The organism is Candidatus Borkfalkia ceftriaxoniphila (genome assembly GCF_004134775.1).
Classification (GTDB): Bacteria; Bacillota; Clostridia; order Christensenellales; family Borkfalkiaceae; genus Borkfalkia; species Borkfalkia ceftriaxoniphila.
On record NZ_SDOZ01000003.1, the window covers coordinates 249,538 to 272,793 of the forward strand.

14 protein-coding genes are annotated in these 23,256 nt (G+C 52.1%); 1 reads left to right on the forward strand and 13 read right to left on the reverse strand.

What is annotated here, in order from left to right; genetic code table 11:
* Positions 1 to 32: 32 nt before the first annotated feature.
* The 8 genes from ESZ91_RS09780 to ESZ91_RS09815 all read right to left on the reverse strand — a co-directional run bounded on the left by ESZ91_RS09780 (position 33) and on the right by ESZ91_RS09815 (position 16,340).
* The gene (locus tag ESZ91_RS09780; protein ID WP_129226732.1) at positions 33 to 3,851 is read right to left on the reverse strand and encodes a hypothetical protein; all 3,819 of its coding nucleotides are present in this window, start codon (positions 3,849 to 3,851) and stop codon (positions 33 to 35) included.
* Between the two features lie 437 nt (positions 3,852 to 4,288).
* Positions 4,289 to 7,294 (reverse strand): type 1 glutamine amidotransferase family protein, encoded by a 3,006-nt coding sequence (locus ESZ91_RS09785; protein WP_129226735.1) that lies wholly within the window; start codon positions 7,292 to 7,294, stop codon positions 4,289 to 4,291.
* A 199-nt stretch (positions 7,295 to 7,493) separates the two neighbouring features.
* Positions 7,494 to 8,363: a hypothetical protein gene (locus tag ESZ91_RS09790; RefSeq protein WP_129226737.1), complete on the reverse strand. Its 870-nt coding sequence runs from the start codon at positions 8,361 to 8,363 to the stop codon at positions 7,494 to 7,496.
* An 18-nt stretch (positions 8,364 to 8,381) separates the two neighbouring features.
* The gene (locus ESZ91_RS09795; protein WP_129226739.1) at positions 8,382 to 10,625 is read right to left on the reverse strand and encodes a glycosyl hydrolase family 95 catalytic domain-containing protein; all 2,244 of its coding nucleotides are present in this window, start codon (positions 10,623 to 10,625) and stop codon (positions 8,382 to 8,384) included.
* Positions 10,626 to 10,629: 4 nt separating this feature from the next.
* The gene (locus ESZ91_RS09800) at positions 10,630 to 11,856 is read right to left on the reverse strand and encodes an SGNH/GDSL hydrolase family protein (protein ID WP_129226741.1); all 1,227 of its coding nucleotides are present in this window, start codon (positions 11,854 to 11,856) and stop codon (positions 10,630 to 10,632) included.
* Complete coding sequence (locus ESZ91_RS09805) at positions 11,853 to 12,905, reverse strand: SGNH/GDSL hydrolase family protein (protein ID WP_129226752.1); 1,053 nt, start codon at positions 12,903 to 12,905, stop codon at positions 11,853 to 11,855. Before ESZ91_RS09805 ends, ESZ91_RS09800 begins: the two co-directional genes overlap by 4 nt.
* A gap of 2 nt (positions 12,906 to 12,907) precedes the next feature.
* The gene (locus ESZ91_RS09810) at positions 12,908 to 14,059 is read right to left on the reverse strand and encodes an SGNH/GDSL hydrolase family protein (RefSeq protein WP_161971135.1); all 1,152 of its coding nucleotides are present in this window, start codon (positions 14,057 to 14,059) and stop codon (positions 12,908 to 12,910) included.
* Positions 13,986 to 16,340, reverse strand: coding sequence for a glycosyl hydrolase family 65 protein (locus tag ESZ91_RS09815; protein ID WP_129226756.1), 2,355 nt, complete (start codon positions 16,338 to 16,340; stop codon positions 13,986 to 13,988). Before ESZ91_RS09815 ends, ESZ91_RS09810 begins: the two co-directional genes overlap by 74 nt.
* A gap of 90 nt (positions 16,341 to 16,430) precedes the next feature.
* Here ESZ91_RS09815 and ESZ91_RS09820 point away from each other — a divergent pair, with 90 nt between their 5' ends.
* Positions 16,431 to 17,558, forward strand: a complete 1,128-nt coding sequence (locus tag ESZ91_RS09820) for a substrate-binding domain-containing protein (RefSeq protein ID WP_129226758.1) — start codon at positions 16,431 to 16,433, stop codon at positions 17,556 to 17,558.
* Positions 17,559 to 17,605: 47 nt separating this feature from the next.
* On the opposite strand, the gene ESZ91_RS09825 is transcribed toward ESZ91_RS09820, so the two are convergent.
* Genes ESZ91_RS09825 through ESZ91_RS09845 form a run of 5 tightly spaced genes read right to left on the reverse strand, consistent with a single transcriptional unit; the run spans position 17,606 to position 23,248 of the window.
* Positions 17,606 to 18,628 carry a hypothetical protein gene (locus tag ESZ91_RS09825; RefSeq protein WP_129226761.1) on the reverse strand — a complete coding sequence of 341 codons (1,023 nt, stop codon included), beginning with the start codon at positions 18,626 to 18,628 and terminating at the stop codon, positions 17,606 to 17,608.
* An 11-nt stretch (positions 18,629 to 18,639) separates the two neighbouring features.
* The gene (locus ESZ91_RS09830) at positions 18,640 to 19,791 is read right to left on the reverse strand and encodes a hypothetical protein (RefSeq protein WP_129226763.1); all 1,152 of its coding nucleotides are present in this window, start codon (positions 19,789 to 19,791) and stop codon (positions 18,640 to 18,642) included.
* A 20-nt stretch (positions 19,792 to 19,811) separates the two neighbouring features.
* Positions 19,812 to 20,687, reverse strand: a complete 876-nt coding sequence (locus tag ESZ91_RS09835) for a carbohydrate ABC transporter permease (protein WP_129226765.1) — start codon at positions 20,685 to 20,687, stop codon at positions 19,812 to 19,814.
* Positions 20,688 to 21,668: a carbohydrate ABC transporter permease gene (locus tag ESZ91_RS09840; protein WP_161971136.1), complete on the reverse strand. Its 981-nt coding sequence runs from the start codon at positions 21,666 to 21,668 to the stop codon at positions 20,688 to 20,690.
* Between the two features lie 20 nt (positions 21,669 to 21,688).
* Positions 21,689 to 23,248 carry an ABC transporter substrate-binding protein gene (locus ESZ91_RS09845; RefSeq protein WP_129226769.1) on the reverse strand — a complete coding sequence of 520 codons (1,560 nt, stop codon included), beginning with the start codon at positions 23,246 to 23,248 and terminating at the stop codon, positions 21,689 to 21,691.
* Positions 23,249 to 23,256 lie beyond the last annotated feature (8 nt).

The following is a 23,256-nucleotide window of genomic DNA, read 5'->3' on the forward strand; positions in this document are numbered from 1 at the left end:
AAAACCTCGGCGGCTTGAATTTTGTTCTGTATTTAATTCTTTTTGCCTGCAAACTTATCGATGATGAACCATACGGCGCCGACCGTGCCGAAGATACCGACAAGGAGCGCGATGATTCCCAGCCACTTCGACGCTTTATTCGCTTCCAGTTCTTCGATGCGTTTGAGAGCGGCATCAAGTTGTGCCTGCAAATCTGCGTCCGCCTGTTTACGGGCGTCTTCTTCCGCTTCGATCGCGGTTTTCGCCGCGGTAAAGGACTCTTCCAACTCCGCGATATCCGCAATCAGGGCTTCTTCGAGTTCGTCGATCGTTGCTTCGATCTGATCTTTCAACGCCTTATCGGCAGCCTGGTAACCATCCGTCAAAGTTTTAACGGCATCCGCCACTGCTTTCGCTATTTCCGCCTGCAATTCGGCTTTCAGATCCGCGTCGGCCCGGCTGTACTTCGTCGTCAATTCCTGCGCTTTCTCGTTGATTTTGTTCAGAATTTCGGTTCTGAGCGCAGCATCGGCATCCGCATAATCCTTCGCCAGTTGTTCGATCTCAGCAAGCGCGGCGTTTAAGTCATCGCGCAACTCCGCATCAGCCGCTTCCAGCGCTTCTTTTGCAGCGGCGATCTTGCCTTCGAGTTCGGTTTTAAGAGCGGCTATATCTTGCGTTGCCTTCTCGATCTTGCCCAGATTTTCCGCAATCGAGTTTTTCAGCGCAGTGTCAGCATTCTTGTAAGCCTGTTCCAAACCTTCAATGGCCGCGTTGAAAGTTTCTTCGATCTGCTGTTTCAGAGCCGCATCGGCAGCCCCATACGCTTTGGTCAAATCTTCAACGACCTGATCGATCCTGTCGTTGACCTCTTCGTTTTTCGCGGCGATATCACTGCTCACGTTTTTCAGGCCGAGTACTTTCCCTTCTTCCTTTGCGGCATTGAACGCGGTTTCCACTTCGCCCAACTTCGCATACGCATCGGCAAGGACCGCGCGATACGCAGGCATTCCGTTATATACGGCTTTTAAGGTGTTGAGCATGACCTCTACGTCAACGGTATAAATTTCATCGGTCACAACGTTTTTATAAAGCGCATCGACCGACGCTGTATAATCGGTTACGAGTACCTGCATTACATAAACATTTTTAAACGATTCGTAAGCGGAATTCAGCGCGGCAATGATCGAATTCTCATCGTCGTAAGCGATATCTTTTTGGGTATCGTCGAGTTCGCCGTATTTCTTTTCCGCATTCTCCAAACGAAGCATAAATTCCGCGGTATAACGCTCCCCTTCGGGTACGGCTACGATTTCGTTCAATTCCTCTGTCAATGCGGTGATCAGATCTTTGGCTTTTGCTTCAACCTCATCGAGCATCGCTTTACCTTCTTTGAGATAATCGGTAACCGCCGCCGTCGCGTCAGGATCTTCCTCGACTTCCTTCAAGAAAGCCTCATACTCTTCTTTCAGTCCGTTCACTTTTTCAAAAGATACGGAGATCAGATCGGCTACGGCAGTGCCTTCGGGCACAAACTTATTTACTTCGGCTATCCACGCATCGTACGCGACGGTGAATTCTTTCAGTTTCGTTTCGGCGGCAACGAGCGTAGGATCGAGCAGAGTTTCGGCCCCCTCTTTATCTTCATAGTTACGCACCTTATTCTGCAAAGATTCGTCGAGAGCATCATACGCATCTCTCGCCTCGCTGATAGCCGCTGCCTGCGCAAGTGTGATTTTTTCCACCGAACCGATCTTTACGATCAAGTATTCCACGTGGTACTGCGCATAGTTCTCGGTGGCCGCAAGATAGTTTGCATATTGCTCGGCATAATTTTCACGGAGATACGCCTGTTCATTTTCCGTCAAAGCGGTATATTCATCTACAACGGGCGTGACCGCCTGATCGAAATTCAACAGATTTTGTTCAAACGCTTCGTCCAAAGAAATTTCCGCGGTGGGAAGATCAGCCATTTTGCCCGCCAATCCGGAAATTTTATTCAATAAAGCAGTATACTGTTCTACTGCATCCGCATACTTTTCGTAAGAATCCTTATATTCGTTGCTCTGTTTCAAAACATCCTGCACATTTTGCTCGAAACTCTCAAAAAACTCTTTTGCGGTTTCGACCAGCCCCATATTCTCAATGGTCACAGGATCTTCGATCGCTGCGACTGCCTCCACCCACTGCGTCGCAACATCCATCAGAACTTTAAAAGCCGCTTCTTTTGCCTGTAATTCGGAATAATTCGAAACAGCCAGTTTTTCCTGATCGCTCAAAGCGTCGTACGCCTTGCGCGCCGCGTTCAATCTTTCGGTAAACTCCACAGAAATGGTAACGTCGCCAAGATTTTTAATCGCCGTCACCACGGGGTCCACCTTTGCCCAAATAGCGTTCGCTTTTGCCTGATAGTATGCGTACAATTCGCGGCAGGTTTTATCTGTATCCTGCGGCACGGTTTCGTCGACCGCCGTTTTCTGCTCGGCATCGAGCGCCGTATAAAGACCTTGCACCTTGAGGAATTCGCCGTAGAGATCGCCATCGGTTTCAAAGACGCTCAACCCCACGATCGCGGAAACCGCGGTTTCTACCTGCTCATGCATTTTATCGTACGCCGCGCGCGACGCAACCAACGTCGCATAATTGGTGACGATAAGGTCTTGTCCTTCCGCCGTGTCGTTATCTTTGATATCTTTATCGAGATTCTCAAAAAGGGCTTCGGCAGCCTGTATTTTACCGTTGCTCTCTGCGGTATAAGCGACGTCTCCGATCGCGCTGATCGCGTCGATCGTGTTTTGGATGGCAGTTTCGATTTCCGCTATACGCGCTTCGATCGCTTCAAGGTCTGCAATATTCGATACGAGCGACTGCAAATCATTAAAATTATTTGCGGAGACTGAATCCATTGCATTGTATTCGGACAGCGCCCCGTAAGCGGATCTTGCCGCTTTGACTTTGCCCGCTTCCGTATAGCAAACGTCGTCGTTAATGATATCCGAAAGGTCCGCGATTTCGGTCATGACTGCGATTGCCTTGTCATACTGCGCCCGCAACGCTTCCACGGCAGCCGCGTAGAAAGCATAATTCGAAACCGTTTCCTGCTCGGCGGTAAGCGCGGTAAAATCTTTACCGTAGATATCGAATAAGGCCGCGGTCGCACTGTTTTCTATCGTTTCGTCAAGAGCGCCGCCATCCTCCGTGAATTTATAGCCGATCGAATCCGCGCTGTCCGCAACGATATACAGCGCAGCGCCTGCTTCCTCACTATATATCTGCATTTCTTGGGTATCGGAATTGTAGTATTGAATCCGATCGATGGCGGCAACGGCGGCGGCGATCTTCTCCCCGATCGCATTCATTTGCGTTCTGGCTTCCGTTAAATTATCGGTCAATCCCAAAACGCCGTTCAGATAATCGGCAACGGCGGTATGACTCCCGTCCGTATACTTATTATAAATGGCCTCGTAACCTTGTAACTCCTCGTTCTGCGTATATAAAAGTTCGTTACCGTTCATTTTATGTATTCTGAAATAAAGGGTAGACGTGGCGAAGGACTCCAATTCGAGAGGCTCTCTGAAAATTTCCAAAACCTTATTATAGACAGCCATAACCTCTTCGCTCGCCCCTTCCACATAAAGGCTTTTCGCCCGTTTAAAGGCAAGTACGTACCCGCTCTCGGCAAAGAGATCTTCGGTATACATCGAATCGTCTTCTTTCGCCAAGTTGGTTTTAACGTGATTTTCGAAGGCTTCAATCTGTTCTTGGCTTGCTGCATACGCCGACTTGTTGAGGGTCCCAACAAACAGACAGCAAACAGCAATCAGAACAACGGTCAATACCGCGATAATTCCCGTTTTCATTGTCTTTGTCATGATAACTTCTCCTTATTTGATTTCATTTTGACAAATATCTTTTTAAAAAAGATCGACTTTTGCCGTTACAATAAAAATCACCGCCGCCGAAACGAGCAAAGAGATCTATTAAATGCCTTTTTTTGTCGGCTGAAAAGCCGATAAAAAAAGGGACTAGTCCCTTTTTTTGTCGGCTGAAAAGCCGATAAAAAAAGGGACTAGTCCCTTTTTGCGAATCCATCGTTTATGAAAAACTCACAAATTACTACTGTTTATCGCAACAGAATTTTTAATTGTAAAAAGGCAAAATCTACCTTCCTTCATTTATTGTTAATAGTATATACTGTTATAAAAATTCTGTCAAGTATTTTTTCCAAAATTTTCCATCTAAAATACTTGAACAAAAATCAGCCCGCCCGCAAAAACCCCGTCCGGGAATTTTCGGACGGGGTAACTTTTTAATACAGTTTTACAATCGCATCGCCGAGAATACCCTGGGGGATCAGACAATAAGAATCGGTGTAGTCGGCACCCGAAGTCAAGAAGGTTTCGGGACCGTAGGAGGGCGAAAGCACGGAAGTAAGATGCAGAGGGCCGAACGTATTGCGGCGGGTGAGAGAAACGACGATCTTCAACTCTCCCCTGCAATCGAATACACCGCTTTCGTAGGGCGCGAATGCGATATATTCGGTATGCGAATTGCCCTCCGCCTTGCTGACCGCGCCGTAGCAGTCGCCGAGCGCGACGCTCACGCGGCAATCGCGGATGCCGGTATGATAGGCGATCGAACCGCTGTAAAAAGGCAGCCCCTGTCCCGTGACGTCGCCGAGCGCGAGCGTTTCGGGAAGTTTGCATATCGTCGCCGCGCTCCCCCGTAACGATACGCCGAATTCGCCCAAGATATACGCGCATTCGAGATTGAGCGAATCTTCGTACTTCGCCGTAAGGCGGACGACGTTCTCCCCTTTCCTGAGATATGCCGCGGGCAGAACGAGTTCGTCGAAACAGGGATCGATCCAATGCCCCGTTATTTTTTTATCGAGAAGTTTTCCGTTGACTTCCACCGAGTAACGTTCGCTCTGCTCCAAAACGAAGGACATATCCTTTGCGGGCAGAACGTCTACGCCGAAACGGTAAGTCAAAACGACGGCGTGTTCGCCTGCCTCCGCCTTGGCAATGCCGTACTTTTCACGGTACCAGGGCTGGATCATTTCGCCGCCGCGCAGGGGCAAGCCCAGCGTTGAACGGATCTCGCGGTCGATGCGCAGGATCTCCTGCGGTTTTTCGTGTTCTTTTCCGTCCAAGGACCAGGTCGCGAGATCGAGGGGCAGAACGTTTCTTTCGCTGAGCGTATAGGCAAACGGCCCGTTCAGCCGCACTTGCTCTTTTGCGTTCTCGACGCGTTTTGCGGGAAGAACGCTGCCCTTTGCGAATACGCGGAACACGCGGCATTCGCCCGGTTCGAAGCGGACGGGAAGTTCGGCGCAATTTCGCGCCACGCCGTACTCTTCGTCCCTTTCCAAACGGATCTCCTCGATATTCAAGGGAGCGTTGAGCCGCAGCGTCAGCCCATCCTTCGCGTTTTCGCGGTCTTCGTTGAGGCAGACGAGATAACAGGTATCCCCCTCCTTGCGTACGGTCGTGATGATCTCCGCGGAATTTATTTCGAAAAATCTCTGTTTGGAAAGATAGGACAAAATCTCACCGCGTTCGAGCGCGACGCGCGCGCTCTTTGCAAGGAGCGAGGCGGGGATATCGCCCTCTTTCGCGTCGATATATGCGGGAAGATCGCCCGCGAACAGCACGTCGCCGCCCGCAGCGGCGAATTCTTCGAGCATACGCACGGTAGACGAGCGGACGGTATCCATGCCGCTGACGACGACAACCGTGTACTTCGACCGCCCGACGATCAGTTTCGCATTGCCGTCTTCCTGTACGATACGGTAATTGCGCGCGAGAATATCCTCGTCCCCGTAATCGAAATCGACCTGCCCCGTCGTAAGGATCTTAAACAATTTTATGTACGCCTCTTCCAGACGCACGCCCTCTTCAATCGTCAATTCGAAGAGGTTTTTCAGCCAGCCCTTGCGCGGATACAGCCACATGCTCTCCACGGGATTGAGAACGAGCGTTTCGCAGAGGGGCTCGCCCTTGCTGACGATCTCGTTGAGGCGGGTGAAATAATTTTCGACGTAAGGATAGTCGCGGTACCAACCCGACTGATAGAAGATGCTGGCGGGATAGTCGCGCTTTGCCTCGCCTTCCATGGTGTACCAACTCAGATGGTGACAGCGAAGATTGATACCGAGAAGCGTCTGCCATGCGCCCACGTCGCGGTGGCTGCGGAAATTGAACTGCCAGCCGGTACAGCCGTACAGTTCGCTCAAAGCGAATTCCTGTCCCATCTGACGCGCGACCGACTGCACCTGTTTCGCAACCCAATAGGCGCGGTTGCCCTCGGTAAGGATATCCACGCCGGGATAATCCATATGCTCGTAATAGCGCTGTACGCTGCCCTGGAAGAGCGTCTGAATGGCGAGGCTGTCCTCGTGCAGGATGTGCCCCGTGGCGATCAACTTATTTTTTTTGCACCATTCGTGATAGGGAATCGCCCAGCATTCCAGAAACAGTTGCTGCATGGTTTCAATATAGTAATACATGGTGCGGTTGACTTTGCTGTCCGCGCGCTTGTAATAGAGTTCGGGAAGTTTCGCCGCCAGATCCATACCGCTCACGGCGCGGTATTTTTCGAACAAAGAATAGGAATACGGCAGCATATTCACGTTGTTCTTGTTCATCGTGCCGAACCCGTTCAGCAGCGCGCCGCGGTGCGGCTCGTCGGTAAATATGCCGAGCAAGGTCTTGCCGAACAGATCGCCGCATTTCTGTTTATACCGCTCGTGCGTGCATCTCAAAAACTCCTCCACCGCCTCGCGGTTGAGGGTATCGAGATAGGTGTAACCGTTGTAAAACTCCTGCGTCCGCATATGCTCGACGAGGTATTTTTTCACGACATAGCCTGCTTTGGGCTGTTCGCCCTCTTTGACGGGATAATAATCGCAAAGTTCGTTGTTTTTATTGAATCTGATCGCAAAACGGCCCAACTCCTCCGCGATATATACGCCCTCTTCGGGAACGGCGGTTCCGTCGTATTCGGAAATATATTTAAACTGATATTCGAGTTTTTTGGTCACTTCGCCGCCCGCTGTGCCGGAGGGCCAACGGTCCTCGTCGTACAGCCACGCGGTCATGCCCAATTTTTCCGCTTCTTCCGTGGCGGTGCGGATAAGATCGAACCAATCTTCGCCGAGATACTCGGTCGCAAGCCCCGTACGGCTGTGCATGAAAAAGCCGCCGAACCCCATTTCCTTTAAAATATGTACCTGGCGGATCACCTCGTCCTTATCCAGTTTTCCGTTCCAGCACCAGAACGGCAGACCTCGATATTTGTTCATCGTTTTCATAGCGAACTCCTTTCGGCGCAGCGCCGAATCTTATTAAATATATTATACCTTTTCAGTCTTTTTACTGTCAACCTTCTGGCAAAATCTGTACAAAAAAATTTTCGTTTTGACTGTTTTTGAGCGAATTTGCAACAATTTATGCAAACCGCGCAGACGACGCGGCAGAGAATGAGCCGCTTTGAAAAAAGCGGCTCTATTTTTAACGGAACGTAAGGGAAAGATTTTCGAACGTACAGCGGCAGCGGAAGGTACCAGGGATCTCCCAGCCGAGGTTGGTACTGCCGATCGCCATATCCTCCCAGCGCGCGCCTTTGAGCCAATCCTGCTCCTTTGCGACGGCAAACGCCTTTTTGATGGAGGGAAGGATATCCATGCGCACGCAATATTTGTGCCCTATGCGGAAGGGCTCTTCCATATATTCGGCGCGCTTTACGCTGTAAATGACTTTTTCCGTTCCCCTGTCGAGGAAGATCTGCGGGCCGTCGATGACGGCGTGGCGGTTGTCGAAAAGCGGCAGCCCGAACCACAGATAATCGGGGCGTCCCTCGAAATCCAGTTTCGTATCGCGGTTATTTTCCACGGTAAAAAACCAACTGATCTGCGCCGCGTGCAGATTGGGATCGTACTCTTCGCGGCGCATCAGATTTTCGCACTCGTCCACGCTGAAATCGAGCGCCAGATCCAACGCCTTCATATCGCCGAGATATACGCGGTCGCCCGCCTCGATCTTTTGTTCCAGCAAAAGGTGGATCCAGTCCTCACCACTCTTTCTGGGCGCGCCGTATTCTTTGGAAGTATCCGCGAAAAAAGAAAGTTTGCCTTTTCCCGGCCAGAGCGAAACGACTTTGCTTTCGGTGGAAAAATCGATGCGATCGCCCTCTTTCACCTGTTTCCGATCCGCGCGGAGCGGATGTACCGACGCCCATTCCGCGAGCGTCCAGTCCTGCTCCTCAAAAACGTTTTCCCAGGTAAGGGTGTCGAATATTTTGTGACCGCTCTCTTTCGAACTGAAACCTTTGAGCCCGAATTTCCCATTGAATTTTACGTCTTTCAATACGCTGTTTTCCATTTTATCTCCTTCAATATTTTAACCGATGACCGTATAGGTCCTGTCCGCCTCTGCGTCCAAATGATAGAGCCGACCGTTCGCGGAAATATCCAAAGCCCCGCCCTTTTCGCTGTAAATATCGCAGCGCGTGACTTTGCCGTCGGAGAACGTCAACTTTTCCAGACGAAACGCGCCGCGCAGGCAAACGCCCTTCAACTCCCCGTCCCTAAGAAAATCGGGCAGCGCGGGCAAGAGCGTCACGCGCCCCTTTTCGCTGCGCACGAGCGTCTCCAAAAGCGCCGCGGGGAACGCGCCGTTGCAGTCGTACTGAAAGGCAGAACCGTTTTCATAGGGCAACGCGCCGAAGCCGTTTTCCAGCATCAGGCCGTTGCGCCTGTCGAGGAATGTTTTGAGCATGGCGGTAACCGCCGCGCCGTCGCCCAGGCGCGCGTACAGCGCAATGCGCCACACGATGCCCCAGCCCGTCCAGTCGCCCGCCTTGCTGCGGCAGTCGAGCGTATTTTTCACGGCGGCGTCGAGTTCTTTGTCGTGCTGACGAAAGACGCTGTTCCCGGGATACACGCCGTACAGATGCGCCAGATGGCGGTGGGTATCTTCTAAATAATCGAAATCGTGAAAGTAAAATTCGCGCACGAGTCCGCATTCCGAAACCGCGGCGGGCGGCGGAAGTTTCTTCAACTTTTCTTCCGTTTCTTTTTCGAGCGCCGCGTCAGCGCGCACGAGTTTTTCGCAGACGAGATAGTGTTCGAACATTTCCCGCACGATCTGATTGTCATGCGCGCTGCCGTAGGTCACGTAGCCCAGAGCGCCGTTCATGCGCTCGGGCGAAGTGGAAGGACAGGTGACGAGATATTCGCCGAACGGCACTAAAAACTCGCAGAAAAACTGCGCGCAGCCGCGAAAGAGCGGATACAGTTCGCGGAGAAAATCTTCGTTTCCCGTATATTCGTAGGCGGTGAAAAGTTCGTTCATGAGCCAGGCGCCGCACACGGGCGTAAGCCCCCAGCAGCCGTCGATGGGCGCGCATACGTTCCAAAGATCGGTATTGTGATGCAGCACCCAACTGTCGCCGCGCTCGATACCGTACGTTTCGCGCGCCGTCTTTTTGCCTTTTTTCGCGACCGCCTTCATCTTTTCGAGCAAAGAATTATACAACTCGGAAAGCCCGAGCGGGGCAAGGCTCCAATAATTCATCTGCAGGTTGATATTGACGGTGTATTTGCAATCCCAGGGCGGAGAAAGTTTGTCGTTCCATTTCCCCTGCAAGGAGGGCGGCTGCGCGCCGTTTCTCGTCGAAGAGAGAATGAGATAGCGGGTAAAATTGAAATACAGTTCCACCCAACCGCAGTCGTCCTCTTCCGCAAAGCGGCGCTGCAATTCTTTGACGGGAACGTCCCCCGTCTCTTTTCCCAACCGCAGGCTCACGCGGTCGTATATGGCGGAAAAATCGGAAACGTGCTCGTTTTCGAGGGCTTCGTAGCCGCGCGCATACGCCTTGTCCGCAAGCGCGCGGGCGAGCGTTTCGTGCGGCGCGGACAGATCGCCGTCGGACACGAAATTGGTGACGATCGAAAGATAAATTTCCGTCGTACCCGCATTTTTGATGAAAATGCGTTTGCCGTTGTCCCACAGTTCGCCGTCGGTGCGAAGGCGCGCCGCAATGGTATAGCGGATCGCGCCGTCCACGCCGCGCGCGCCGTTCGCGGCGCCGTGAAACAGGAGCGTATCGCCCTCTACGGTCAAAGAACCAGACGATTTCGAAGCGATCTCGCAGGCGAAATTCATCGCCTTGCGATCGCTTTGATAGCGAATGCAGATCACGCGCGAAGGATAATTCGCAAAGTACCGTTTTTCTACCCGCTCGCCTTGTTTTTCAAAGGTCGTCGTCAGAATGCCGCAACGCAGGTCGAGTTGCTTTTTGTAATTTGAAGTTTCGCGCGAATTTGCAAAATACGCCATGAAATCGCCAGCGGGCAACATGATCTGACCGCCCCACTGCGACACGAATTTGCTTTCCCAATCGAAATCGCGCTGCCGATCCTTGAAAGCGCTCTCGCGCAGTTCTTTTAAAGACGCGTATGCGCCGTTCAAATCGTTGTCGTACGGACCGCCGCTCCATAACGTGCTCTCGTTGAGCGCCAGCCGTTCGTAGACGATATTGTCCTCTACCTGCATACCCATGTAGCCGTTGCCGAGCGGCAGAGCGGCGTTGATGCCCGAAAAATCCTCGCTCGGCGCGTTAAATATATATGTATTTCTCATAGTTTCAGCGCAGGAACAGTTTCATCATATTGGCGACGTACGCGCGCACCATATAATCGATGGGATGGTTGATATTGTTATAGAAACACTCGTAACTCGCCTTATATTGGAACAGGGAATCGGTAAAGGCGGTCATATCGCATACGGCGACGTTTTCGTTTTCCTCGGCAAGTTCGTACACGGCGGGCAGATAATCGGCGTGGCGGACCGCGTTGTTTTCCCATACCATGTCAATATTGCGGTTGGTCGTCGAAATGATGATCACTTCGGCGGCGGGATTGGCGGTGCGGACGATATCGATCATACCTTGCAGATTGTCCTTGTATTCCTTGACCGATTTGCCGTGCGGCGCATCGTTCATGCCGAACGCGAGCACGAACAGGTCGGGCTGATATTTGTCGAGTTTTCCCTCGGCGTTGAGAAGTCCGTCGTAGGAGTTCCAGCCGCCCAGCCCAAGATTGTGAACGGTGACGTCGGATTGGAATTTATATTCCAGCGCGTCTTCGAAGCCCTGCGCCCAGCAAGGGAAGTAAGGCGCCCTGCCGATACCCGCGGAACTTGCACCCGTGCCCTGCGCGTTTATGGAAGTGATGCTGTCGCCGTAAAGCGTGATCTCGACCGGCTCTTTATTTTCCAACTTCGCAAGCGTTTTGGAAAGTTTTTCGCCCTGCCATTTCTGATTGAACCCTTCCATTTTCTGCCAGTCGTCCGCCTTGTGCTTATAGGTGATGCAAACCTGGCGCATGGCGATGGCTGCGCCCTCCGTGTGCATGACTCCGTAGGTCTGAATGTCGATACCCGTGAGATCCGCGCGCTCCTCGTCTGTAAGCGTCGTGACGCCCTTGCCGACGTTGTAGTGCGCCTGGTTGTAGGTAAAATAAGGTATGGAAGAATTTTCCGTCAGCGTGAACACGCCGTCCCGATAGGTATAATCGGTGCCTTCCTTATAAGTGATTTCCAACGTGGAATCGCGCACGGCGATCACCTTTGTGGGCGTGAACATGGTTTTGAGCGTGATCTTGCCGTCTTCGCCCTTGATAAATACGCAACTCTCGTTATACACGGTCGTGCCCTCCCAGAAAGGAGCGTACGCCTTGTCGTACTCGATGAGTTCCAATCCGTCCTTGTCGTAGCCGCTGAGCGTCAGATCTTTTTCGCTCTGGCACGCGGCGAGCACGCAGCAGAGGCTGATCGCCAATACAGACAAAATTGCCAAAATTCGCTTTTTCATTTTTCTTCCTCCAATAATGATAAAATTATTTGCGCATAACAGCGATGCAGAAAATCGTTGGGATGATTGACGTTGTTGCCCGTCATCTCGTAGTAGCGCTTTCTTTGTAACAGTTTCTGATGGAACGCGGTCATATTGACGAAGGAAACGCCGTAGTCTTCGGCGATCTTCCGCAAAACGGGAGGATACTTTTCCTGTATGCCGCAAAAGGGAACCAACGCTTTGTCGTCGAACTTCATGCACGGCAAGGGATTGGGCAAGACCGGGGACACGAGAATGATCTCCGTGTCGGGCAGCGTTTCGCGCACGGCGTTTAAAATGCCGCGGATATTGCCGTCGAACGCGCCCTCGTCTTTAAACCACGTGCCGTCGTTCATGCCGAACGCGAGAACCAAAAGATCGGGCGCGCGGTCTATCAGGCGCTCCTGTACGTTTTTAAGTCCCCACTCGGAAGTCTGCCCGCCCTCGGCGGTGTTCGCGTAGGAGATCTGCGCGTACGGATAGCGCGCGGCAAGCCCCTCGAGCACCAGTTTCGGATAGGCGTTCTGAAAGGGAATTGCGTAAATTTCCGCGCTCGCGTTCGCGCCGCAGGTGATGCTGTCCCCGTAAAAGAGAAGATTCAACTTCCCTTCTTCCAACAATTTTTTCGTTGCAGACAGCCCGCCTTTCACGGTTTCGGGTTCGTAAGCCGCAGAAGGCTCGTGCGCGTAATCGACGAATACCTGATGGCGGTGAAAAAAGCCGCCTTCGGTAAAAAATATCTTGCCGCCCTCTTTCAGCGCGAAAAAGTCGCTCTCCGCATCTTTCGGGAACATTTTTTCCCGCGAAAGGCGCGGCGCGTTCCCCGCGGGAAGAAAGCGTATGCCTTCCGCCGTCTGTTCGTAATCCGCGCCCGCGCGAAGGAGCGCGCCCGTAAAATCTCGGACGGCGCGAATTTCTTTCGGGGGGAACATGAGTTTCACTTCCTCGTTCCCTTCAAGATACATCGCCGACTCCGCGATCACTTCTCCGCCTTTCCAGACGGGTTTCAATATTTGTTTCAGATCCATGTCTACCACCCCGTAACGCTTTTGATTTTTGCGTATAACAGCCCCGCGGACTCGTAATGCGCAGTCCAGTGCGGGTGTCCGTCCGTTCCGTTATCCTTGCCTATGGCGGTCTGATACAACTGTACGTAATGCACGCTCGTATTTCCCGCCGCGTTCAGTTCTTTCACGATCTCCTTTTCCCATGGTACCGTATCCGTCAGCATGGCGCCGTTGCACAGAATGATCTGCGCTTTCGGATACGATTTTTGCAGTTTCGCGATAAAATCGCGGTAGGCGTTCTGGAAGATCTCGCCCTGTTCGTTGCCGAACGCATAATTCGTCTGCGCGCTCGCGGCGCACTGCGCGTAATCGTTGGTGCCGAGATTGACGATCACGACGTCGGGAATATAGTCGCTCGTGTTCCATGCGGCGTCCACGCTCCGCAGGGGCGAATAAACGCGGTCGTACACGTCGGGCACGGTCAGCCCCGCGTCCGGCCAGTAATTGGCGAGCCGCCAGCCGCTGTATCCGATAATGCTGCACTGCGCGCCCAGCCAGTTCGCCGCCATCGCCGCATAGGTGCGCGTGCCGTCCTCGGTGGCCGTCTTGAAGCCCGAGGCGCCGATCGCCGAAACGGAGCCGTAGCCGCAGGTGATGCTGTCGCCGTACACCTCTATCTTTTTTTCGCTCTTTGCGGGAGGCGTTTCGAAATGTCCGTCCGTAGAGAGCGCCGAAAGCGAAAGCGTGGAAAACTGCGCTTCCGTGCGCTTTAAAACTTTAACGGTATGCCGCCCCTCGTCAAGATCGGCGGCGAGTTCGAAATCGGCGTACTGTTCGGAAGAAATTTCCAAAACCGAAGTTTCCACCATCGCGCCGTCCAGATACACGTTCACCCAACTGTAATCGGTGCCCGAAACGACGGTGGTCTTCGAACTTTTCATGCGCGCCGTCAACGAAGTGCCGAAAAACGTCACCTCGAAACCGCTGCACGTGTAATCGAATCCCATCGAGCCGTCCTCTTTATCCGCATAGGTGCGGCCGTACCAGTTGACGCAGCCCTTGTCGGAGATATCCATTTCGTCGTTTGAAAACGACACGGGCTTACTCCCCCGACACGCGGCAAGAGTCCCGACCATCGTCAGGCACAGAAAAATACACAGAATCTTCTTTTTCATACGAATCCCCCAAAAGGAAGAGCGCCGACTGCGCCAAAACCGCCGTCTCTCCTCTATAAATAATATTGATCGGCGCATCGCCGCTCAGGCGGCCGACGCGCAGCGCGTCCCCGTCCGTTTCGAGGGAAAGAACGCAGCCTTGGTAAACGAATTTCATGGAAACTTTATTCCACACGGGAATTTTTTTCGGCTCTATATGAATGGCGTTATCCAGAACGCGCACGCCGAAAACGCCGCGCAGCATCGCGTACCAGGCGCCCGCCATACAGCCCGCGTGCACGCCCTGCCAGGCGATGCCGAAAATATCCTCCACGTCCACAAGCGCGGACTGACGCAGATATTTCACGAACTTGAACGGCATATCGTTATCTACCGAATTGATCGCGTTCACGGGATAGGTGAGCGAAGACGACGCCTCGCACACGCTTTCGTAATAATCCCAGTTTTCGCGGTAATTTTTCCCGTTCATGGGTATGAGGTTCATATATCCGTATAGCAGCATAACGTCGGGTTGTTTGATGATCTGGCTGAGATGATACAGCCCGCTCGTCTTCATCTGAAAGCCCTTCGCCGCGTTGCCGTCCGCCTCGATGAGTTCGGGGCTCAGATCGAAATAACCGTCGAACTGCGGGATCATTCCGTTGGGCTGTTCGGGAAGGTACATATTTTCCGCGACGCGGGCGAATTCTTCCGCTTCCGCCGCAGTAACGCCGAGCCGCTCGCCGTCCTTATATTTTTCGTAATAGGCATATCCCCTTTCCAGCACGAATTTCACGAGATAATTGGTATAGGCGTCGTTATCCACGAAGGGATGGTGCTCGTCTGTACCCGTCACGTTCAGGAGAACGTATTTCCCTTTGCGAACCGTCACTTTGCTCGCCCAGTAGCGGCAGATCTCGAATAAGATCTCGAATCCCGCCTCGCGCATGAGGTCGAGATCGCCCGTATTGACGAAATAGTTGATCACGGAATACGCCACGTCCGCGGTGATATGGATCTGCAAATGCGGATGGCGCGCGTAGCACCAGACTTTTTCCTTGCCGTCCACGCTGCAGACGAAGGGAAAGCGCGCGCCTTTGCAGCCTTCCGCTTTTGCGTTTTCGCGCGCGTCGGGCAACTGGCGGTAACGGTACAGAATGGAGTTGCGCGCGACTTCGGGAAACAGGTGGATGAAATACGGCATCTGATAGATCTCCGCATCCCACCACACAAAATTGTTGTAGCGCTCACCGCTCAAAGCCTTTGCGCTCAGCCCGTGCACCGAGGAAGTAAAATCGCCCGAGATCAGCGTATGATAGGAGGCGAAACGCACGGCTGCGTCGCTTTCGTCGTCGCCCTCGATGACGACGTCCTGCAAGTTGAATTTTTCCGAATACACCGCGAGATGCCGATCGTATTCCTCGCGGTAGGAGCCGCATTTCGCAAGCGTTTCGGCCGCGATCTCATACAGAGATACGTTTTGCGGATAATCGATCGCCGCGCCGACGAACACGATCTTTTCAAGGGTAACTTGTTCGTCTTCCTGCAATTCGAAATCGTAACGGACACCGTAGACGCCGTCTTCCTCGTAACGCGCGGCCGTTTCTTTCGCGCCGCATAGGGCGCTCTTCGCCGCAACGACGAAGTCGCAGCCGTACTTTTTGCCCGCTTTGGCGGTGTAGAAGAGCGTGCCGTCTGCGCCGTAATCCACCCTTTTATCGATCGCGGTTTTCTGCCCGCCCGTCTTTACGTTGGTATCGATCCCCGAAAGTACGCGCACACGCCCGCTGAAATTGAGCGCTTTGACGCGCACGCGCTGGCAATACAGGTGCACGTCCGAAAAGGAGGCGAATCGCTCGAAAACGAGTTGCACGCACTGTCTTTTCGAATTCTGCCAGACGACGGTGCGGCACAGCGTTTCGTCCTCTTCCATCAAAAGACGGTTCCATTGCAGAATTTTGCCTTCCCACGGATAAAAGGTCTCCCCGTCGATCTCGATGCGGACGGTAAGGATATCCGCAAGATTTACGACGCTGTCCTGATATTCGAAGTTTCTCAGTTTCACTTCGTCTATGTAATATTTTTTCATGTATTCGTTGTCGGCGAAGGGCTCCATCACTTCGATGATCTCGTCGAACACTCCGCGCACGTAGCAGCCCTGAATGCGGATAGACCCGAATTCTTCGAAACTGCCGCGTACACCGAGATACCCGTTTCCCGTGGTCATCAGCGCGGCGTGTTTGCCTTCGTTCGACATTTCATAGCAAGTTTCATTGATCGCATTCTTTTCAACTTTCAGCATTTTTACCTCTGAGCATTTATATTGATATAATAGTTGACATTATTTTTTTAAAATGTTATAATAAATATAATAACATTAAGGAATAAGACGATGCCCCCGAAAGAAAAATTTTTATACAGAAAACTTTATAACTATCTCTTTGAGATCATCAAGAACAATTATAATTTCAAGAATTTCCGCCTGCCGAGCGAAGCGGATCTTTCCAAGAGCCATTCGGTGAGCCGCATCACCGCGAAAGCCGCCATTCAGCAATTGGAGCGGGAAGGGCTCGTATACCGCGTACAGGGCAAAGGCACGTTCATCGCCAACATTTCGCAGGCGGATATCGACCGCATCGAATACATGAACGCCCCTACGCCCGAATACAAGAGCACCAAATGCGTAGGTCTGATTTTGCCCGATTTCCGCAGCAAGTACGTGCTCGACATCATGGAAGGCATCCAGAACGAGTTTGCCCGACACGACATTACGCTGATGATCGGCACGACCAACTACGACCAATTGGAGGAAAAGCGGCTGATCCAATCGTTTATCAGCAATAAGATCAGCGGACTCATCATCTACCCCGTGGACGGCGAAACGTACAACAACGAAATTTTGAAACTGTCCATGAAAAATTTTCCGCTCGTGTTCATCGACAGAAATCTTTCGGGCATCAAGGCGAGTTTCGTACATTCGGACAATTACCCTGCCGCCTACGATCTGACCAGTTATCTCATCGAAAACGGCCACGCCGATATCGGGCTGATCTCCCTGAAATCCAGCAACGTATCCACCATACAGGAACGTATCGCGGGACATTGCGACGCTTTGAGCAATCACGGACTCATCATCAATAAGAAACAAATTCTCACGGAACTCGAAAACTACGATTCGCAGTGGGAAGAAAAGATCACGGCGTTCCTTACGAACAATCCCGAATTGACCGCGGTCATCGCGCTCAATTACGACCTCTCCGTCAAGACCTATACAGTTCTCAAAAAGATGGGGAAAAAGGTGCCTGGCGATATTTCCGTCGCTTCCTATGATAACCTGCTGGACGACGAAACCGAACTTTTGGAAGTCAAGCCGACCTGCGTGCATCAGTCTTCCAAGGATATCGGCGCGAACGCCGCCGCGCAGATCTTACGGATCTTACAGGATCCCGAATGGCAGCCCGAGGATATCAAGATCCCTTTGCGGCTGATTTTACGGGAATCCGTGCGCAAACTCCGCTGAAAAAACCGATAGGACAGACCGTGTTTTCACACGGTCTGTTTTTTATCTTATTTTGTCACCGCTTCGATGCCGATATCGTAGATGTCGGCGGAAACGTCGAAGATACCGGGCACTTCCCAACCGAAATTCATGTACGTTACGTACAGATTTTCATATTTGCAGTTGCGCATGCCGCCCTTCGCCTGTACTTCTTCCAGCGTCTTTTTGAACATGGGAACGATATCATACTCAAACGAGTTTCTCACGCCGACCGTAACGGGGCGGTCGAGGTATTCGGCGCTGTCTACGCTGCAGATCCAATGTTTCGTGCCGATATCGTAACTCAGTCCCGCGTCCATAAATTCGCCGTACCGCGTATAATCGACGATGGGAACGCCGAACCAGATATAATCTCCGTCGACTCCGTTTACGGGATAGCCATCCTCGTCGGCGGGATTATCCTGCGGCGGTTTGTTGGTCAAAGTAATATACCATAAAAGTTGAGCGTTGTGGAGATTGGGGTCAAACTCCTCGTCCGTCATCTTTTTATCGAACTTGGTCAGGCAGAGATCGAGGCTTACGTTGATTTTCTCGACGTCCTCCACAGAATAGACCGTTTGAAAATTCTGTTCGATAAGAATATGCACCCAACCCTCGCTGCTGGTTTTGCGCGGCGCGTCGTATTCCTGCGTTGCGTCGATCGCCAGCGTCAGCACGGCGTTTTTGCTGTCGTAGACGAATTTTTTTCCGCCCGACTGATAGGTATAACGGTCGCCCTCGATTTTTTCTTGCGCTTCCACCAAGTTATGTTTGCCTTCCCACTGCGCCATCTCCCATGCGGGCGCGGCGTCCGCGGTCTTGTTGTAATCGAAAACCCGATAAACGTTTCTCCCGTCCGTGCCCGCGTGCATGCCCATCAGATTGAAGCCCTGCGAAAAATCGCGGTCGCGTAAAATGCTCGTGGGCGTATCGGGTTTCACCACACGGTCGCCCCCATTATCCGAGCCCCCGCGCGTGCATCCGAAAAAGCACGCGAGCGTGAATACCAGCGATAACAGCGTAAGTACGATGCGGTTATATTTTCTTTTCATCGGCCGCTCCTTTACTCTTGAAAGAGTCCCATAATTTCAAAATTATGGATCGCCACGCTCACGTCGTAGATACCGGGTACTTCCCAACCGAGATTAAAATTGGCGATGGAAAGATCCTCTGCCGTCGTACTGAGCATATAACCGTTTTCCTGCGCCTGCGCAAGCCCTTCTTTGATCCCCTTGAGGATATCGAATTTTACGTCGTATCGCTTCCCTTTCTGAATAGGTTCGCCGACCGTGGCGCGCGTGCCCGCCGAAGCGATCCACATACTCGTGCCGTTGTCGAACCCGCCGTTGGGGCCTACCACCTCGCCTGCCTCGGTCTGGCGTGCCTCGTAAAAAGGAATGCCGTACCAGAAATCACCGTCGGCGGGATTGCTCGAAGAAACCACGAAGAACAGTTGGAACTGCGCCGTGTGCAGATTGTAATTAAACAGTTCGGGCGCGACTTTCTCCATTTGTTCCATCGTGAAAGAGATATTCAGTTCCAGACTATCCATCTGCGCGATATTGACCTGCGGATAGAGTGTGGAAGAAATGAGCAGGTGTACCCAACTTTGCGAGCCGCTCGTGCGGGGAACAAAATTCACCCCGTCGCGAATGCCGTCGTGATCGTCGTCGGTGGAATATTCGTTGGAGCCCTTGACCGCGAGCGTCAGTTCGCCCGTCGTAGGATTGACTTTTACCGTTTTGCCGGGCGCGGAATAGACGTACGTGCCGTTTTCCACGCTCGCTTTGTTATAGTTGTACCCGTCCGATTTCAACGTTTTATCATTGTAACTGATATCGTACTGCCCGTACTGCGTATCTCCCAGCCAATAGGTGGAACTGTGTTCGGAGAGCGACCAACTCGGCCGTCCCTGCGTCGTCTTGTTATAGTCCAGTTTATTGTTGCCGAGATGCAGATAGGGATTCATGATCGCATTGGCGTTTTCTTCGGGCATGCCGAGTTCGGTGACGAGTTTTTCGCGGAATGCGTTTTCCAGTTCCGTGGGAAAATTATCGTACACGGGAGAAGGCATGGAAAGATTGAATCCGCGCGTGTAATTGGGATCGGGAAGAAGGTTCTGCGGCTCGCGCGCGGCGGACGTATTGTCGCACCCGACCGCGCAGAGCAAAAACGCGAAACAGAGAACCAAAAGAACAGATGTGAATTTTTTCATTGTTTTCCCCTATTTTCGATTTACATTTTGAAGGCGCCGCTCGTAAGCCCTTTGATAAACTGTTTGGAAGCAAGCGCAAACACGACGATCAAAGGAACGGCGGAAATGATATACGCGGCAAACGGCGCGCCGTAGCCGCCCGTCATCTTGAAGTAACTTTCGGTAAAGGAAACCACGCGGATCGCGATGGTATGCATGGTATCGTCCAAAAGTACGAGCCTTGTCCAGATATATTCGTTCCAGGCTCCCATAAACGTGGTCATCGCCACGGTCATCATGATGGGCAGAGAGAGCGGCAGCATGATCGACCAGAACGTTCTAAGATCGCTCGCGCCGTCGATCTTGGCAGCATCGAACAGTTCCGCGTTCACGCCGCCGAAGAACGAGCGCAGCAAAAACAGATTCATGGGGATGCTGCCCGCGACGCCCGGCAAGATCACGCCGAAAAAACTGTTGATGAGCCCGAGGTCGTTGATCAATATGTATTGGCTGACGAGCGTCAGCGTGCCGGGGATCATGATGAGCGACAGAATCGCCATAAAGATGATATTTTTACAGGGAAAACTGAACCGCACGAAAGCGAACGCCGTCAGCGCCGCTACCAAAAGCGTTCCCGCCGTCTGCAAAAGCGTGATGATAAAACTGTTTCCGATATAATCGGCGATATTCAGCCACGCCGTCCGGTAGTTGGAAAAATACAGCGGAAAAGTCAGCGTAAACGGATAGTTCTGATCCTGCGTGACGTCCTTGAAACTTTTGATGATCAAGAGCACCAAGGGATAGAGTATGAGGAACAGCGTAAAAAGGATAATGATATGCAGAATGGTCTGACAGACGATCTGCTTGATTTTGCCGTGATGCACGGGCTTGTTGAATTCAACCGCACTTTCCTGCATTTATTTCTCCTCCGTCTGCACGTTTCGCGTCATTCGCATATTGATGAGCGTCAGAATCAGCGTGATAATGAACAGAATAACGCCGATCGCCGATGCGTAACCGAATCTGCGCTCGTTGAACGCGGTGTCGTAGATCATGAATCCGGGCACCATCGTCGCGCCGTTGTTGCCGGGACCGCCGCCCGTATAAATAAGTTGCCAGGTAAACGCCTGGAACCCGCCGATGATACCCGTCACCAGGAAATACTTCAACTGTCCCAATATGCACGGCAGATCAATATAAAAGACTCTCTGCGGCACGGTGATACCGTCCAGTTTCGCAGCCTCGACCATTTCGCCGTTGATATTCTGCAATCCCGCAAGATAAATCAAGAGCGAAGGTCCGCCTACCCATGGAAACCCCGTCAGGATAATGGACAGGAGCGCCTGGCTTTCCGAAGCGTACCACCCCTGCGCTTCCACGCCGAACAGCCCCAAAAACGCATTCACAAGTCCTGTTGAGGAGGGATTGAAGACGATATTTTTCCAGATGAGCATGCCGACCAGTCCGGGCACGACCATGGGGACGATAAACAGGAAACGGTAGATATTGGAAGTCCTTGTGCTCTTGCAGTCGTTTAAAAGTTCCGCGATGATGAAAGTGAGCAGATTGCCCGCGATCAATCCCACGACGATACAGACGAGCACGTTTCTCATGCCTATCCAGAACATTTTATCCGTCAGCGCCTTGACGTAATTCGCAAAGCCGACGAATTCCCCTATCTGAGGCTTTCTCGATTCCGTAAATGACAAAATGATGGAATAGATGGGCGGATAATAGCAGAATACGAGCAGCAGCACGATGGCGGGCGCGATCCAGATAAACGCCTGGTACTGATACTTCTTCTTTTTACGAACAACGAAGGCGTTTCCGCCTTCGTTGCCCGACTTTATTTCGGTCTCGGCCGAAATGTTTTCTTGTTCGATTTTTGAATTATTCATCGGTCTTCCTCTGTTCGGGCTTACCATTTGGACTGGTCGTAATCGTTTTCGTTGATAAACTGCGTGACGTTCGTGGCGATCTGTCCTTTCAGGTGCGATTTCAGACTTTCCAGCGTAATGGTGCCGTTTATGTAAGAGAGCGTGTCGACCAAAAAGTATCCGTTATAATCGAGCGTGAGTACCGACCAATGGCTGAACGCGCCCCATTTCATCAAAGACTCGTCCTTGCAATCCTCGTAATACATGTCGAGCAGAGAGGTCAGGTACGGTTTGATCTCCGTATCGTCGTCGGGATTGAGCGGTATGCCGCCGCCGAGGTCGCCGATGAGACGGTTGTTCTGCGCGGGAGCCGTGAGGTACTTCAAAAGATCGATACAACCTTCCACAACGTCGTTTTCCACGGCGCTGTTGGAAACGAACCATGCGGTCGCATAGCCTGCGGATCCGCGGCGGCAGTTGGAGATATCCTCCTCTTTCAGCCCGAGTTTGGTCACGTATCCTTTCGTTTCCTCGAAGTTGTTCAGATCGTCGATTGAAAGCGTGGGATAGCCTACGACGCCCAATTCGAAATCAACGGAATTGTTTGCGTTGACCTGGCGCATCGTGCCGCCCGTGCCTTCGATGAACAGACATTTGCCCGTCACGAAAGAACTCAAAGCGTCGAGAGATGCAAAGTTTTTGGGATAATACTTGGTGCGCAGTTTCAGCATCGCGAGGTATAATTCGAAACGTCCGTCGTCCGCGATCTGCGTCTTGCCGTTTTCGTCCGTATACGACTGTCCCACGCCCCATATGCCTTTTTTATAACCGCGGATGAGTTCTTCGGTATCCACGCGATTATCCTTGATCAGAGTATCCAACTCGGGAACGAGGGATCCGAAGATATTGCTCTCTAACTGCAAATCGTACCAGCGGTAGGAAGTAAGATACGTATTATAATCCGTGCCGTTTTTGGCGTTATATTCCTGCAACGTTTTCTGCGCGTTCAAAAAGCCCGTAAACGTCGTCAGATCCGCTTCCGTCAGACCGATCTTTGTCAGAAGATCCTTATTATAAAGGATTCCGATCGGCTGTCTTTCCAGATTGATGTAGTAACGTTCGCCGTCGGCAGCCGTCGTAAATTCGGATATGTCGTACAAGTCGATCCATTTTTCCCGCTCGGGGTCGTAGGGATTCTTTTCGTTGAGATAACTGTTGAGCGGCACATAGTAATCCAAGCCGAGTTGGCTGTTGACCACGCCGCCGTTCTGATAGAGAATTTCGGGCGCGTTGCCGGGCACGGACAAGAGCGCCGTCAGCGTCTGCTGGTCGCCGCCGTTCGAGGTCCTGGCGATCTGCACGTCGTATTCGGGGTGCTCTTTTTCCCATTCCTCGCACAATTTTTCCAACGTATTGTAAGGATAAGGATTACTGGGCGAAACGGTCATGTCAGCCGTCGTGTTGAAGGTGCCTATATCGCCGCCGCCGTCGATGCGAATGACTTTTTTTCCGCCGTTGCCGCCTTTGCAGCCCGCGAATGCGGGCAGCGCGAGGCAGACGGTCATTGCCATAATGCAAATTGTTTTAAACGTCTTATTCATCTGAACTC

Excerpts from the sequence above, each read along its gene's own strand:
- ESZ91_RS09840 (WP_161971136.1), bottom strand. The coding sequence starts at position 21,668 with ATGAATAATTCAAAAATCGAACAAGAAAACATTTCGGCCGAGACCGAA.
- ESZ91_RS09790 (WP_129226737.1), bottom strand. The coding sequence starts at position 8,363 with ATGGAAAACAGCGTATTGAAAGACGTAAAATTCAATGGGAAATTCGGG.
- ESZ91_RS09825 (WP_129226761.1), bottom strand. The coding sequence starts at position 18,628 with ATGAAAAGAAAATATAACCGCATCGTACTTACGCTGTTATCGCTGGTA.
- ESZ91_RS09780 (WP_129226732.1), bottom strand. The coding sequence starts at position 3,851 with ATGACAAAGACAATGAAAACGGGAATTATCGCGGTATTGACCGTTGTT.
- ESZ91_RS09810 (WP_161971135.1), bottom strand. The coding sequence starts at position 14,059 with ATGAAAAAGAAGATTCTGTGTATTTTTCTGTGCCTGACGATGGTCGGG.
- ESZ91_RS09805 (WP_129226752.1), bottom strand. The coding sequence starts at position 12,905 with ATGGATCTGAAACAAATATTGAAACCCGTCTGGAAAGGCGGAGAAGTG.
- ESZ91_RS09820 (WP_129226758.1), top strand. The coding sequence starts at position 16,431 with ATGCCCCCGAAAGAAAAATTTTTATACAGAAAACTTTATAACTATCTC.
- ESZ91_RS09835 (WP_129226765.1), bottom strand. The coding sequence starts at position 20,687 with ATGCAGGAAAGTGCGGTTGAATTCAACAAGCCCGTGCATCACGGCAAA.
- ESZ91_RS09815 (WP_129226756.1), bottom strand. The coding sequence starts at position 16,340 with ATGCTGAAAGTTGAAAAGAATGCGATCAATGAAACTTGCTATGAAATG.
- ESZ91_RS09845 (WP_129226769.1), bottom strand. The coding sequence starts at position 23,248 with ATGAATAAGACGTTTAAAACAATTTGCATTATGGCAATGACCGTCTGC.
- ESZ91_RS09785 (WP_129226735.1), bottom strand. The coding sequence starts at position 7,294 with ATGAAAACGATGAACAAATATCGAGGTCTGCCGTTCTGGTGCTGGAAC.
- ESZ91_RS09830 (WP_129226763.1), bottom strand. The coding sequence starts at position 19,791 with ATGAAAAAATTCACATCTGTTCTTTTGGTTCTCTGTTTCGCGTTTTTG.
- ESZ91_RS09800 (WP_129226741.1), bottom strand. The coding sequence starts at position 11,856 with ATGAAAAAGCGAATTTTGGCAATTTTGTCTGTATTGGCGATCAGCCTC.
- ESZ91_RS09795 (WP_129226739.1), bottom strand. The coding sequence starts at position 10,625 with ATGAGAAATACATATATATTTAACGCGCCGAGCGAGGATTTTTCGGGC.